General features: G+C 62.2%; 14 protein-coding genes. 6 read left to right on the forward strand and 8 right to left on the reverse strand.

The window, feature by feature from the left end; genetic code table 11:
* Nucleotides 1–54 precede the first annotated feature (54 nt).
* Nucleotides 55–282 carry a hypothetical protein gene (locus tag U1E20_RS14705; RefSeq protein ID WP_409981371.1) on the forward strand — a complete coding sequence of 76 codons (228 nt, stop codon included), beginning with the start codon at nt 55–57 and terminating at the stop codon, nt 280–282.
* A complete protein-coding gene (locus tag U1E20_RS14710; protein ID WP_409981372.1) occupies nt 279–572 on the forward strand; it encodes a type II toxin-antitoxin system RelE/ParE family toxin in 294 nt (97 codons plus the stop codon). The genes U1E20_RS14705 and U1E20_RS14710 overlap by 4 nt, the downstream gene beginning before the upstream one ends.
* Before the next feature lie 72 nt (nt 573–644).
* Here U1E20_RS14710 and U1E20_RS14715 read toward each other — a convergent pair whose 3' ends face one another.
* The 8 genes from U1E20_RS14715 to U1E20_RS14750 all read right to left on the reverse strand — a co-directional run bounded on the left by U1E20_RS14715 (nt 645) and on the right by U1E20_RS14750 (nt 7260).
* Nucleotides 645–1526, reverse strand: a complete 882-nt coding sequence (locus tag U1E20_RS14715) for a hypothetical protein (RefSeq protein ID WP_409981373.1) — start codon at nt 1524–1526, stop codon at nt 645–647.
* 124 nt (nt 1527–1650) lie between these two features.
* Nucleotides 1651–1938, reverse strand: coding sequence for a hypothetical protein (locus U1E20_RS14720; protein WP_409981374.1), 288 nt, complete (start codon nt 1936–1938; stop codon nt 1651–1653).
* Between the two features lie 52 nt (nt 1939–1990).
* Nucleotides 1991–3274 (reverse strand): M16 family metallopeptidase, encoded by a 1284-nt coding sequence (locus U1E20_RS14725; protein ID WP_409981375.1) that lies wholly within the window; start codon nt 3272–3274, stop codon nt 1991–1993.
* Nucleotides 3275–3362: 88 nt separating this feature from the next.
* A complete protein-coding gene (locus tag U1E20_RS14730; protein ID WP_409981376.1) occupies nt 3363–4691 on the reverse strand; it encodes a M16 family metallopeptidase in 1329 nt (442 codons plus the stop codon).
* A 65-nt stretch (nt 4692–4756) separates the two neighbouring features.
* Nucleotides 4757–5488, reverse strand: a complete 732-nt coding sequence (locus U1E20_RS14735) for a hypothetical protein (RefSeq protein ID WP_409981377.1) — start codon at nt 5486–5488, stop codon at nt 4757–4759.
* A gap of 98 nt (nt 5489–5586) precedes the next feature.
* A complete protein-coding gene (lspA, locus tag U1E20_RS14740; protein WP_409981378.1) occupies nt 5587–6111 on the reverse strand; it encodes a signal peptidase II in 525 nt (174 codons plus the stop codon).
* Between the two features lie 298 nt (nt 6112–6409).
* Complete coding sequence (locus U1E20_RS14745) at nt 6410–6757, reverse strand: carboxypeptidase regulatory-like domain-containing protein (RefSeq protein ID WP_409981379.1); 348 nt, start codon at nt 6755–6757, stop codon at nt 6410–6412.
* Entirely contained in the window at nt 6754–7260 is a 507-nt protein-coding gene (locus tag U1E20_RS14750) for a hypothetical protein (RefSeq protein WP_409981380.1), read from the reverse strand. The genes U1E20_RS14745 and U1E20_RS14750 overlap by 4 nt, the downstream gene beginning before the upstream one ends.
* A 168-nt stretch (nt 7261–7428) precedes the next feature.
* Here U1E20_RS14750 and U1E20_RS14755 point away from each other — a divergent pair, with 168 nt between their 5' ends.
* The 4 genes from U1E20_RS14755 (at nt 7429) to acnA (ending at nt 13639) form a co-directional block, all read left to right on the forward strand.
* A complete protein-coding gene (locus tag U1E20_RS14755) occupies nt 7429–7725 on the forward strand; it encodes a hypothetical protein (RefSeq protein WP_409981381.1) in 297 nt (98 codons plus the stop codon).
* Nucleotides 7722–9323, forward strand: a complete 1602-nt coding sequence (locus U1E20_RS14760; RefSeq protein ID WP_409981382.1) for a RecQ family ATP-dependent DNA helicase — start codon at nt 7722–7724, stop codon at nt 9321–9323. Before U1E20_RS14755 ends, U1E20_RS14760 begins: the two co-directional genes overlap by 4 nt.
* A gap of 69 nt (nt 9324–9392) precedes the next feature.
* Complete coding sequence (locus U1E20_RS14765; protein WP_409981383.1) at nt 9393–10835, forward strand: MFS transporter; 1443 nt, start codon at nt 9393–9395, stop codon at nt 10833–10835.
* 92 nt (nt 10836–10927) lie between these two features.
* Nucleotides 10928–13639 (forward strand): aconitate hydratase AcnA, encoded by a 2712-nt coding sequence (gene acnA, locus U1E20_RS14770; protein WP_409981384.1) that lies wholly within the window; start codon nt 10928–10930, stop codon nt 13637–13639.
* Nucleotides 13640–13768 lie beyond the last annotated feature (129 nt).

Consider the following 13768-nt stretch of genomic DNA (forward strand, 5'->3'; position numbering starts at 1 on the left):
CCATCGCGAGCAGAAAATCCTTCCGGGACTCGAATAAACAGCTAAAATCGGCCGATGACCAAACTGCTTGAACAGGCCTTCGAAGCGGCCAGTACTCTCCCGCCCGCCATGCAGGACGACATGGCGCGCATCATCATGGCGATGACGGGATACGAGCGACCGGTGGTCCAGCTCACCGCCGAAGAAGAAGCCTCGTTCGACGAATCTCTCGCGCAGGCCGAGCGCGGCGAATTTGCGACGGATGATGACGTTCGGGCCATCTGGACGAAACATGGGCTGTGAAGCTTCGCTACACGCTCCGGGCCGCCGCTGAACTCGACGAGATTCTTTCTTTTATTGAAGAGCGTTCGCCACATGGCGCGCGCAGCGTCAAAGCGCGAATTCAAGCGATGGCGGCTCTTCTCATGGAGCATCCGCAAGCGGGCCACCTGACCAGCAAAAGCGGCGTTCGGCGCATGGTCGTCTATCCCTACCCTTATCTGATTTTCTATCGCGCCACCGAAACCGAAGTTGTCATTCACGGCATACGCCACGGCGCCCGCTGCAAGTCGTCCCCGAAGCCCCGTGATTGAGTGGCGGTATTTGCTGGCGCCGTGCATCGCAGGAGTTGCAGCAGCGGCAAAAGCAAGCCCGCCAGGATGACGCTATCCGTCGGTGTCACTTTCGGCGATTGATTTCAGATTAAGAGAAGGTCTATATTGATCCTGTAGCGCAATAACGTCAGATAGCATTCGTTCAAATTCATCTTTTTTGATATGCCTTCTTCTAAAATCTGCATTTGTTTGATAAAATATAAAAAATGGTAAGAACAATATTGTGCACGCACCCACAAACATTAGAAATACCATGAACAAAGCCGCTGGAATATTCTGCGTTTCGATTAACTGATCTGAAATATCTTGATCTGTATATGGAAGAAGCCGAATTGGAACGATTTCGTCGGACGAAAGTACAGAAATGGTCGAGGACAATCCAAATGAGATGTCCGACGTCGTCCAAATAAAAACAGTCACGCTCTCCGCAGGGTCAATCTTATCTATAAGGATATATTTGGATTTTTGGAGAGCGTAAGCCCCAGTCTCAGGAACAACGATAAAACCAATGGCGAACATTGACTTAACTTTTACATTGGACACAGACTTATTGCTCTGATTTTTTATCCTGACAACCTGCAGCGATTTTGCAGGAGCAATGAGCCAACTTATCATATCTGCCAGTTTTTCTTTGCGTAAATCGAAGATGCGTGCCTTTTGCACTTCAAAATTTGTCATTTTATCCTGTGTTGCCACAAAGGCAGAACGTATTGCATCCGGCAAGTATATCTGGTCGTTGGGTGTCGCGTAATCGAAGGCACTCCCGAATTTGACGGGAAGTTGTGCCGCGACGACAGCCAGTGGTGGGCTCTTAAACCCCTCCATTAGCGAAGAAGCCCCAAATCCAAGGATGGCAATAATCACGCCCGAGGCAACGGTCGAAGCGACTCCAGTCCAAAATGCGCCGGAGCTTTGCAGTGGGCTGTTCGTCATTATTCCCTTAAGAAACTCTCGCGTAAGGCTCAATTCTGGACTTGTACCTCTTCAGGCTTTCCGGAAAGAAGTTTGGGGGCTTTACGCGAGCTTGGAGCCGTGGCCAGCTTGGGGCCGGCGATGATCACCAGCCGTGGAGCCGACATAGACTGTCAGCCGGCCAATTTTTTTTCGCCGACGGCAGTCTTAACGGCTCTCCCGTCGGCGCCGCTTCGACCAATTCGAGCCATTCAATCTGGCCGTCCGGCTGTTGACGAACGAGCCAGACATTCCCTGCTTCGTCGGAAAGATAGCCGGTGACGGCGACGCCCGCCGCGAGCGCGTCGCTCACCGCGGCATGAGCGGCTTCCGCGCCCGCCTTGGCAAGTTCATCGATCGTCAATGCCGAAACATGCCGTCCCATGGCGTTCAACGTACCATCAATCCGTCGCGCCGCCAATTCGGCGCGCTCTCGCCTAATGCGCTCACACCCCCGCGGGCTTCCCCACCACCGTCACCAGCAGGTCGCCGTCGCCCAAAAGCCGCTGCGCGGCGCGCTTGCAATCTTCCATCGTCACCGCGGCGATCTTGCCGTTGCGCTCGTCCAAGAAACTCGGCGCGAATCCGTCGAGCTGCAGATTGACCAGCTGGCTCGCGATCTTGGTCGACGTGTCGAAGCGCAGCGCATAGGAGCCGATGAGGAATTTCTTGGCCTTGTCCAATTCGTCCTCGGTCGGCCCGCCGGCCGCGAATTGCCTGAACTCCTCCTCGATCACGCCGATCGCTTCGCCGGCGCGCTCGTTCTTGGTCGCGGCGGCGCCGATCAGCATCGGGCAATGGTCATATTCGTTGAGATGCGAATAGACCGAATAGGCCATGCCGCGTTTCTCGCGCACTTCGCGAAACAGCCGCGACGTGAAAGTGCCGCCGCCCAAAATGTGATTGGCGACGACGATGGCGTAATAATCCGGATCATGCTTGGTGATCGACGGGCGCCCGAAACGGATCGTCGATTGCGGCACGTCGAGATCGATGATCTGGCGCATGCCGACATTGGCGACCGTAATATCCGCGACCGGCGCGAGATCGTTTTGCAACGCAAGTCCGCCGAAACTCGCGTCGATCAGTTCGGAAAGCGTCGCCGCGTCGATCGCGCCGACGACGCCGATCTTAAGGTCGCGCCGCGCGAACAGCCGCTCGCGCAAGGCGATGAGGTCTTCGCGCGACAGCGTGTCAATCGAGGCGATATCGCCACGCACCGGGCGCCCATAGGGATGATTCGGGAAGGCCGCTTCTCGGAAGGATTTCGCCGCCAACGAATCCGGCTCATTGGCGTCGCGCTTCAATTCGGCGGCGAGCTGGCTGCGCACGCGGGCGACGTCGCCGGCCTCGAGCCGCGCGTCGTTGAGCGCGAGTTTTAGAAGGCCGAAGGCCTTGTCGACATTTCGCGTGAGCGTCTGCAGATGGCCGGAAATCGTGTCGCGATCGGCGCCGAAGCCGAGATGGATCGCAAGTTCGTCGATGGCGCGATGGAAGCCGCGCGCGTCATAGGGGCCGGCGCCTTCGTCGAGCGTCGCGGCGAGCAGCGTCGCGAGGCCGGGCTTTTCCGCCGGGTCCTGCGCCGCGCCGCCACGGATCGCGAATTCGAGCGCGACGAGCGGCACGGCGTGGCTTTCGACGAGCCAGGCCTCGATGCCGCCAGGCGTCGTGATCCGCTGCACATGTTCGGCGCGGGAGGCGATGGTGACGGTGGGCGCGTGAGCGGTCATTTCTTTTCCTAATCATGATCGGCAGTCGGGCTTCGGCAGTCGAATTGGGCGTCGGCCGACTGCCGACCGCTTCATGCCGATCGCCGTCTCAAGCCGGCAGCAAATAGCCGGTGACGGCCCTGCGCCTGTCGAGCCATTTGCGCGCGGCGTTCTGCACGTCGGCGGCGGTCACCTGCTCCATGCGATCGGGCCAGGCGACGATGTCCGCGATGGCGAGTCCGGTGGCCAGCGACTCGCCATACCAGCGCGCCAGCGAGGACTGACTGTCCTGAGCATAGATCGCGTCGGCGATCAGGCGGGTCTTGGCGCGCTGCAGGTGCTCGGCGTCGATCGGCTCTTCCGCGAAACGCCACAGCACGCGACCGATCGCCTCGTCGAGCTCTTCGAGCGAGACCTCCGGCGCAGGCGTGGCGTAGACCCACAGCCGCGTGTCGTCGACGGCGGAGCCCATGTAATAAGCGCCGGCGCCGACCGCGACCTTCTCCTCGACGACCAACGTCTCATAAAGGGCGCTCGTCGGTCCGCCGCCGAGCATATAGGCGAGCGTTTCCAGCGCCTCGGCTTCGCCGGGTTCGGCGGTGGTGTAGGAGGGCACCAGAAACACCTGCTCATGCGCGGGCTGTTCGACCTTGTCGTCGCGCAGCGTCACCAAGCGGTGGGCGCGGTGCGGCGGCTCCTGGGTGCGGGCGCGGCGCGGGGCCGTGGATCGCGCCGGGATTTTGCCGTAGCTGTCCTTGGCGAGACGCTCGACCTCGTCCGCCTCGACGTCGCCCGCAACGATGAGAATGGCGTTCTCCGGCGTATAGAAGCGTTCGTAATAGGCGAGCGCATGGGCGCGATCGAGCCCTTCGATCTCGTGATTCCAGCCGATGATCGGCGTGCCATAGGGGTGACGGGCGAAGAGCGCCGCCTGCACCGCTTCGTCGAGCTGCGCCGCCGGATCGCTGTCGGTGCGCATCCGGCGCTCCTCGAGCACCACCTCGCGTTCGGGATCCACGACCTCGTCGGTCAAGACCAGATTGCGCATGCGGTCGGCCTCGAAACCCATCAGAGTCGCGAGATGCTCCTTGCCGATGCGCTGGAAATAGGCGGTGTAATCATAGCTGGTGAAGGCGTTCTCCTGGCCGCCGAGTTCGGCGACAAGATTGGAGAATTCGCCCTGCGGATGATTTTTCGTGCCCTTGAACATCAGATGTTCAAGGAAATGGGCGATGCCCGACTGGCCCAGCGGATCGTCGGCTGCGCCGTTCTTGTACCAGACCATATGGGTGACGACAGGCGTTCGCGAGTCGGGAATGACGACGACTTCCATGCCGTTGTCGAGCAAGAAGCTCGAAATGCTTGCCCGCGCGGGCTGCGGCGCAGCTGCGCCGGGCGCGAGCGAAGCGACGGCGGACGCCTTCGTCTCAAATGACATAAACGGCCTTTCCCGCGGCCGCAGCCGCGCAATCAGGAGAGCGATCCCCTAATATAGGCCGAAATTTACTTCGTGTCGTCAGAACCCCGAACGAAACGCGGCATTTGGAACCAAGAACCCGATTCGCTGGACGAAGTCTGCTGGGCCGCCGAGCTGGCGGTCGAATCCGAAGAGTTCCAGCCCATGAGCTTACGCACGCTGGAAAAAGCGCCCTGTTCCTCGGGCCGCAGCTTTTCTTCGCCGGCCGCGCTGGCGGTCTTGTCGCCGCCGCGTCCCCAGGTCAGCGGGTTCCACCACGAACTTTTCTTTGCTGATTCGGTCTCGGCAAGCTTGTTCAAATCCTGCGTCGGCCGGCGGTAGCCGGGCGGCGGCTCGGTCAGCATGATCCGATTCGGCTCCTGGATCGCCGGCGCCGCCGCTGGCTCCTGGGCGCCCGACGCGTAGGACATGACGCGCGCAAACACCCCCGGGCGCGGCGTTTCCGCCGGCGCATTCGGCACGCGTGCGTAGCGATTGACGTTGCGGCGGCGCTCGGCCGAGAGTTCGGCGGGCCAGTCGCCGCCACGCGCGGCGCGTTCGCGCGGCGCCGGGAGTTCGCCCATGCTCGGGGGCAGAACCAGCTTCGGCCGCTCGCTGTAATCGATCTTGCCGGCGCCCTCATCGGAAGAGGCGCCGACCATCTCCATCATCGCCGTCCAGGTGGATTTGTCGTCGCCGGCCAGAGCGGGCGCGGACTGGATCGCGGCGAGGCCGGCGAGAGCGCAGAAGGCGCCGAGCTGCGACTGAGCAAGCTTCATCTATCGGACTCCGTGGGGCTCCGGTTCATTAGCGCTACATGGCCGCGAATTATTGGCGATTTGGTGGCGAAGGCTCGGTTTGAGCGCGGCCGGCGCGTTCAGCCCGCCGCGCGGCGCTCTTGGGGCAGGAAAAATCCTTCAAAAACCAGCAGCGCCACGCCCATGGTGATGAAGACGTCGGCGAGATTGAACACGTAATTGGCGAGCGGCCCGACCGGCAGGCTGGTGTGGAGATAGAAGAAGTCGGCGACCGCCCCGCGCGTCATCCGGTCGGCGGCGTTGCCGAGCGCGCCGCCGATGATGAGCCCGAGCGCCAGCGCCGTCGCGCGGCTTCCTGTGCGGACCATCCAGACCGCCAGGCCGGCGATGATCGCGCCCTGGACGGTCAGCAGGACGAGCCGCGCCGCGGTCTCATGGGCCGGAAACAGCGAATAGGAGACGCCGAAATTCCAGGACAGAACAATGTCGAGAAAGGGCGTCAGGCTGATCGGCGGCCGGGCGGCGACGTCGAAAATATGCAGCATCCAGAATTTATGCGCCTGATCGACCGCCAAAGCGGCGAGCGCCGCCGCAAGCCCCAAGGCGCGGGGCGGAAGGGCGGCGAGTTTCGTTTTTAAGGGCAAGCGCGGCGTCTCCGAAGGGGCGCAGCAATAAGGCCACGTGGCGAAAAAGCAAGTCCGCCGCCGACTACGGCTGCGGGCGCGCAGTGCAACGTATGAATCGCCGCGCGGTTCTCCTCGGGAAAGCTAATCGTAAGATAACAAGTAGCGAAACGAGGGTGCCGACTTCACTCGCCGTTCATGGTATCACTACTCACAATTTTTCGTCTTTCTGTTTAAGGAACAATATAATATAATGTGTTAATAACATTTATTTGACCAATAATTAATGATACTTCTGTGTACTAAATTATTTTAGGTATCAATCCTGGATCAGGAATCGAGGGACATTTACCGTTCCGCCCGCCGCGGTCGGTTTGCCTTCAACCTTAAATTTGGCAGAATCCGTTTCGCTTGAAGGTATCACTTGAGCTTGGTAGTAGCCGGCAGGGAGATTATATAGCGACCATTTCCCACTCTCATCGGTAAACACGAAGGTCGTTCCCTTCGGGCCAGTTACTTGAACTGGAACGCCAGATAAGGGTTTTTTCGATGCGTCGACGACTGTGCCCGTGGCCGAGGGTGCAGGGGCAGCCCCTTGAGCATTCCCCGATGTTGCGCTACCCACCATCAACGCAAAGATCACAGCGTTACAAGGCAATCTTGTCATGGCCCGAGCCTCAACTTGAATTGGGGATTTGACAAATTGGCACCGATAATGGCCGGCTTGGTCTTTGCTCCTCCGAGCGCAAAAGCGTACGCCGTGTAGGACTGCCACGAATTTGGCGCCGGAATTACCACTTTGACCGGCGAAGGAGGAATTGTTCGCGTGACCAACAAGGAACCGGAGGTGACGCCAACGACAATTGCAACAGGAGTTTCACCTATGCTGTAGTCATCCAGAGTAACTTCGCCATCAAAATTCACCAACATCGGGCCACGTTTTCCAATCAAATCGTACCCAAAGTAACCGAGAACAAGACCCAAAAAACACATTCCAATAGCGGGCGAGTTAGTCTTTAATTTGCCCAAAAGCGGGACATCGATTTCTGTCACGGTCCCCTTATTCGTATCAAGATATACCTTCTGTGTAAATAGATAAACGCCTCCGACCACGATTGCCACAGCACCGAGGGCGAACAACACTAAAGCGCCAATTAGGTCCTCCGACATCGGCAATTCTCCAGAAATCAATCGTCATTTAAACCACGCGATTAAATTTTAGTCGTCAGACGACACAGGATCAGTGTATCGCATTAGGACGACTGAGGAAATATCAATTTTTGGGCCAAGTTTCGTGATTTTCTCAGTAAAGCTTTCGTTCTTGAGTTCTTCCAAGCCATGATACTCGCGTCCTTCCTCGCCTCCCTTTCCGCCGACGAGCCGCCGGCTCTGCCGCCGCCGCTCCGGGCGCTCTGGTTCGACGCCAGGGGCGATTGGAGCGCGGCGCATAAATGTGTCGACGACAAATCCGATCCCGGCGGCGTGTGGGATCACGCCTATCTCCATCGCAAGGAGGGCGATCTCTCCAACGCCGCCTACTGGTATCGCCGCGCGCAGCGGGAGCCGCATCGAGGCGCGCTCGACGACGAATGGCGCGAGATCGCCAAGGCGCTGCTGTCGCAAGCGGCGCCATGAACGGGGGACTGACCGCTGGATTGGCCGAAGCGCGGGAATTGCTGCGCAGCAAATTCGGCTTTTCGGACTTTCTGCCGGGACAGGCGGAGGTCGTTGAGGCGATCTTCGCGGGCCGCGACGCGATCGCCATCATGCCGACGGGCTCGGGCAAATCGCTCCTCTATCAGCTCCCCGCCGCCGCGCCGGGAGGCGGGCTTGTCGTCGTCTGCTCGCCGCTGATCGCGCTGATGCGCGACCAGCTGCGCGCCCTCGACGACAAGGGCGTCGCGGCGGTCGCCCTGCATTCGATGCAGGAGGACGAAGAAGCGGCGGCGGCGATCGACGCCGTCCGTTCCGGCCGGGCCCGCCTGGTTTATGCCTCGCCCGAGCGTCTCGCCCAGGAGGGAACGCAGCAATTGCTGCGCAGCATTCGCATCCGTCTGTTCGCGGTCGACGAGGCGCATTGCGTCTCGCATTGGGGCCATGAGTTTCGTCCCGAATATCGGACGCTCGGCGCAATCGCGCGAAAGCTCGGCGCGCCGCCGATTCTCGCCGTCACCGCGACGGCCGGTCCGCGCACAAGCGACGACATCGCCCGCACGCTGTTTTCGCGCCCGCCGCAGATTTTCCAGCGCTCCTTCGCGCGGCCCAATCTCTCGCTCGACTTTGCGCGAAAGCGCCCCGGCCTGCGCCAGATCGTCGATTTTGCGCAAAAAGGCCGCAGCAAAGAAAACGGCATCATCTATTGCAATTCGCGCAACAGGACCGACGCCCTCGCCCGCGAACTCTCCCGATTGGGCTTCGACGCTCTGCCCTATCATGCCGGTCTCGACGCCCATACGCGCTCGGAAATTCAGGACGCCTTCTTCGCGCGCCAGGGCGCCGTGATGGTCGCGACCATCGCCTTCGGCATGGGCGTCGACAAGCCGGATGTGCGCTTCATCATCCACGCCGATCTGCCGACCTCGGTCGAGGGCTATTATCAGGAGATCGGCCGGGCCGGACGCGACGGCGCCCCGGCGCGCGCGCTGACGCTGTTCTCGCCGGCGGAACTTGCCCTGCGCTGGCGCATTCCAGAAACGGCGCGGGAGGACGAGGCGGCGGCGGGCGATTACGCCAGACGGCAGGCGATGGCTCGGCTCGCCGCGGCGCCGGGCTGCCGCTTTCAGCGGCTCCTCGAAGAATTCGGCGAGGACAGCACGCCGTGCGGCAGATGCGACCATTGTCGCGGCGGACCGCTGGCCTGGCCCCGCCGGCTGGCGTCGCTGGCGCTCGGCTGGCGCGCCGGGCTCGCAAGCCGCTTGGCGGCGCGCGGCGAACACCTGGAAGGCGAGGCGGATGATCCTCCGGTCGCGACGACTCCGGCGCCGGCGCCTGAGCCCGCGTCGATCAGGAAGGAGGATAGGCCGCTGACCGTCGATGATTCGCGGCTGCTGCGGGCGCTGGAAGCCGAGCGACTCGCCATGGCCAAAAGGCGCGGCGTGGCCCCGAGAATTGTCGCGTCGGAACAGGCGCTGCGCGCCCTCGCGCGTGAAAAGCCGGACAGCGCCGACGATCCGCTGCTCAGCGGGGTTGAAGACGCGGCGGCGCTGCTGCGGATCATCAGCAGGGAGCATTGAGACGGCGAGGGTTTCGTTTTGCGGCGCCACATTGTATAGGCTCTCTGTTCCCTCCCCCCTTCAAAGGTCATGTCCGCCGATCCGCCGACAAACGCCTCCGAACTGCGACAGGTCATGTTCGGGCTCGGCCTTGCGATGCTGCTCTCGGCCCTCGACCAGACGATCGTGGTCACCGCCATGCCGACGATTGCGTCGGACCTCGGCGATCCTCAGGACCTGCCCTGGATCGTGACCGCCTATCTCATCGCCGCGACGGTGGTGACGCCGCTCTACGGCAAATTCGCCGATGTCTATGGGCGCCGGCGCGTCATTCTGGTCGGCGTCGCGACCTTCGTGATCGGCTCGGTCGCTTGCGCCCTCGCCCCCAGCATGGCGGTGCTGGCGGCGGCGCGGGTGATCCAGGGCCTGGGCGGCGGTGGCCTGATCTCGCTCGGCCAGACCATCGTCGCCGATCTGGTTTCGCCGAGAGAACGCGGCCGTTACCAGTCCTATTTCGCCGCGGTGTTCGTCACCTCAAGCATTGCCGGACCGGCGCTCGGCGGTTTTTTTGCGCAATATTGGCATTGGTCGCTGATCTTCTGGATCAATCTGCCGCTCGGCGTCGCGGCGCTCCTCATTGTCAATTCGCGGCTGAAACGCCTGCCGGAACGACGCCATCCCCATCGCGTCGACTATCTCGGCGCGGCGCTGCTGATCGCCGCCTCGGGGATTCTGGTTCTGGCGCTCGGCTGGGGCGGCGTTCGCTATCCGTGGCGCTCGGCTCCGATTCTTGGGCTCCTCGGCGCCTCGGCGCTGGCCTGGACGCTCTTCGCCTGGCGCACCGCGCGCGCCGAGGAGCCGCTCATTCCCTTGCGGATTCTGGGGTTGCGGATCGTGCGCGACGCGATCCTGTCGAGTTCTTTCGGGCTCGGCGGCTTCGTCGGGCTCTCGGTGGTGATGCCGATATTCTATGAAGTCTGCGGCGGCATGAACGCGAGCGATTCGGGGCTGACGCTCATCCCGCTGATGCTTGGCACGGTCATCGGCGCGACCGCGTCGGGGCGGCTGATGGCGCATCTCAACCATTACAAGGCGGCGCCGCTCATCGGTCTCGGCGCCGGCTGTCTCGCCGCGCTCGGCGCGGCGGCGATGATGGGCGCCGGCGCGCGCGGCGCGCTGCTGCCGCTCAACGCCCTGCTCACCGTCACGACATTCGGCATCGGCGCGATGCTGCCGGTCGCCACCGTTTCGGTGCAGAACGCGGTCGATTCCCGCGATCTCGGAACGGCGACGGCGTCGATGCAATTTTTCCGACAGCTCGCCGCCGGCGCGATCGTCGCGCTTTTCGCCGCCTTGGCGATTGGCGGCGGCCGCGCCCAATTGCTCGAGGAGATGAAGACCAGCGCCGACGGCGCCGCTCTGCTTTCAAGCTTTCGCCTGGTCTTTCTCGCGCTCGCTATTTGTCTCGGCCTGTCCTTCATCTTCCTCGCGCGCATGGAGGAACGGCCGCTGCGCGGCGAACGGCGGGGGTGACGGGCGCGATTGCCGCGGCGCCTTTTCATTTGCCCCCCTGGCATGGAATTTTCTAGAAAGATCCCGCCTTTCAGCGCCGCAAGGACCCTTCCATGGCTTCTCTCGATAGTTTCAACGCCTGCCAGACTCTCGTCGTCGGAGACCGGTCCTATCGATATTTTTCTCTAAAGGCCGCTGAGGCAAACGGGCTGGGCGGCGTTTCCCGCCTGCCTTTTTCGCTCAAGGTCGTTCTGGAAAATCTGCTGCGCAATGAGGACGGCCGTTCGGTCGCCAAGGAGTCGATCGAAAGTTTCGCCAAATGGCTCGAGGAAAAGGGCAGGACCGAGCGCGAAATCGCCTTCCGGCCGGCGCGCGTGCTGATGCAGGACTTCACCGGCGTGCCGGCGGTCGTCGATCTCGCGGCGATGCGCGACGCGGTCGTCGCGCTCGGCGGATCGGCGCAAAAGATCAATCCGCTGGTGCCGGTCGATCTCGTCATCGATCATTCGGTGATCGTCGACAGTTTCGGCTCGCCGCTGGCCTTCGCCCGCAATGTCGAACTGGAATATGAGCGCAATGGCGAGCGCTATCGCTTCCTGAAATGGGGCCAGTCGGCCTTCGACAATTTCCGCGTCGTGCCGCCGGGCACCGGCATCTGCCATCAGGTCAATCTCGAATATCTCGGTCAGACCGTCTGGACGCGCGCCGAGCAAATCGATGGCGAGACGGTCGAATTCGCCTATCCCGACACGCTGGTCGGCACCGATTCGCACACCACGATGATCAACGGCCTTGCCGTTCTCGGCTGGGGCGTCGGCGGCATCGAGGCGGAGGCCGCGATGCTCGGCCAGCCGCTGTCGATGCTCGCTCCCGAGGTGATCGGCTTCAAGCTCGTCGGCGCGCCGAAGGAGGGCGTGACGGCGACCGATCTGGTTCTGACCGTCACCCAGATGCTGCGCAAAAAGGGCGTGGTCGGAAAATTCGTCGAATTCTTCGGCGACGGCCTCAATCATATGAGCCTCGCCGATCGCGCGACGATCGCCAATATGGCGCCCGAATATGGCGCGACCTGCGGCTTCTTCCCGATCGACCAGGAGACGCTCGCCTATCTCCATATGTCGGGCCGCGCCGACGACCGTATCGCGCTGATCGAGGCCTATGCCCGGGCGCAAGGCATGATGCGCGAGCCTGGGGCGCCTGATCCGGAATTCACCGATACGCTGACCCTCGACCTCTCCGAGGTGACGCCCTCTCTCGCCGGTCCGAAACGGCCTGAGAGCCGCGCGGCGCTCTCGGAAGTCGGCTCGGCCTTTCTCGGCGCGCTCGCGACCGAATATAAGAAAGAAGACGGGCTCGGCCAGCGATACGCAGTCGAGGACGCGTGTTTCGACCTCGGCCATGGCGACGTGGTCATCGCCGCCATCACCTCCTGCACCAATACGTCCAACCCCAGCGTGCTGATCGGCGCCGGACTGCTGGCGCGCAACGCCATCGCCCGCGGCCTAAAAACCAAGCCCTGGGTGAAGACTTCCCTCGCCCCCGGCAGTCAGGTCGTCGCGCAATATCTGGCGAAGTCCGGCCTGCAGAAATATCTCGACGAGCTCGGCTTCAATCTCGTCGGCTTCGGCTGCACGACCTGCATCGGCAATTCCGGGCCGCTGCCGCCAGCGATCTCGAAAACCATCAACGCCCATGACCTTGTCGCGGCGTCGGTGCTGTCGGGAAACCGCAATTTCGAAGGCCGGGTCAATCCGGACGTCCAGGCCAATTACCTCGCCTCGCCGCCGCTCGTCGTCGCCTATGCGCTCGCGGGAACCATCGCCACCGACCTCACGAAGGAGCCTCTCGGCCATGACGGCGACGGCGCGCCGGTCTATCTGCGCGACATCTGGCCGGCGAACGCGGAGATCGCGGCCTTCGTCCGCGAGCAGGTGACGCGCGATCTGTTTCGCGAGACCTACGCCAATGTGTTTACCGGCGACGAACATTGGCGGGCGGTCGAAGCGCCGGGCGGCGAAACCTACGGCTGGGACGACCAGTCCACCTATGTGCGCAACCCGCCTTACTTCGTGGGGCTGAAACACGCGCCGAAACCGGTCGAGGACATCGTCGGCGCACGCATCCTCGCCCTCTTTGGCGACAAGATCACCACCGATCACATCTCGCCCGCGGGCTCGATCAAGGCGGCGTCGCCCGCCGGCAAATGGCTGATCGAGCATGGCGTCGCGCCTGCCGATTTCAATCAATACGGCACGCGGCGCGGCAATCATGAAGTGATGATGCGCGGCACCTTCGCCAATATCCGCATCAAGAATCACATCATGCGCGACGAGCGGGGGCTGACTCCCGAAGGCGGGCTGACCAGGCATTATCCGGGCGGCGAAATCATGTCGATCTATGACGCCGCCATGCGCTACGGCGAAGAGGGCGCGCCGCTCGTGGTTTTCGCCGGCGCCGAATATGGCAATGGCTCGTCGCGCGACTGGGCCGCGAAGGGCGCCATGCTGCTGGGGGTGCGCGCGGTGATCGCCAGGAGCTTCGAGCGCATCCACCGATCCAATCTCGTCGGCATGGGGGTGCTGCCGCTCACCTTCGCGGAGGCAACGGGCTGGGACACGCTCGGCCTCAAAGGCGAGGAGACCGTGACGATTCACGGCTTGCGCGAAGGACTTGCGCCGCGCCAGACCCTTATCGCCTCGATCACTTTTCCGGATGGGTCCGCCAAGACCGCGCCGCTGCTCGCGCGCATCGATACTCTGGACGAGTTAGAATACTTCAAAAACGGCGGCATTCTCCCTTATGTGTTGCGACAACTCGCCCCTTAATTCTCGCAAAAAATCGATTGACTCGCTCATGTTCCTCGGACAGCGTGATCGAGCTTTGCGTTGCATTCGGGCCGCTGCGGTTGGAATGCGTTCAACGCAGCGCTCTACAAAAAACAAAAAGTCACGACG

The organism is Methylocystis sp. (assembly GCF_046349115.1).
Classification (GTDB): Bacteria; Pseudomonadota; Alphaproteobacteria; order Rhizobiales; family Beijerinckiaceae; genus Methylocystis.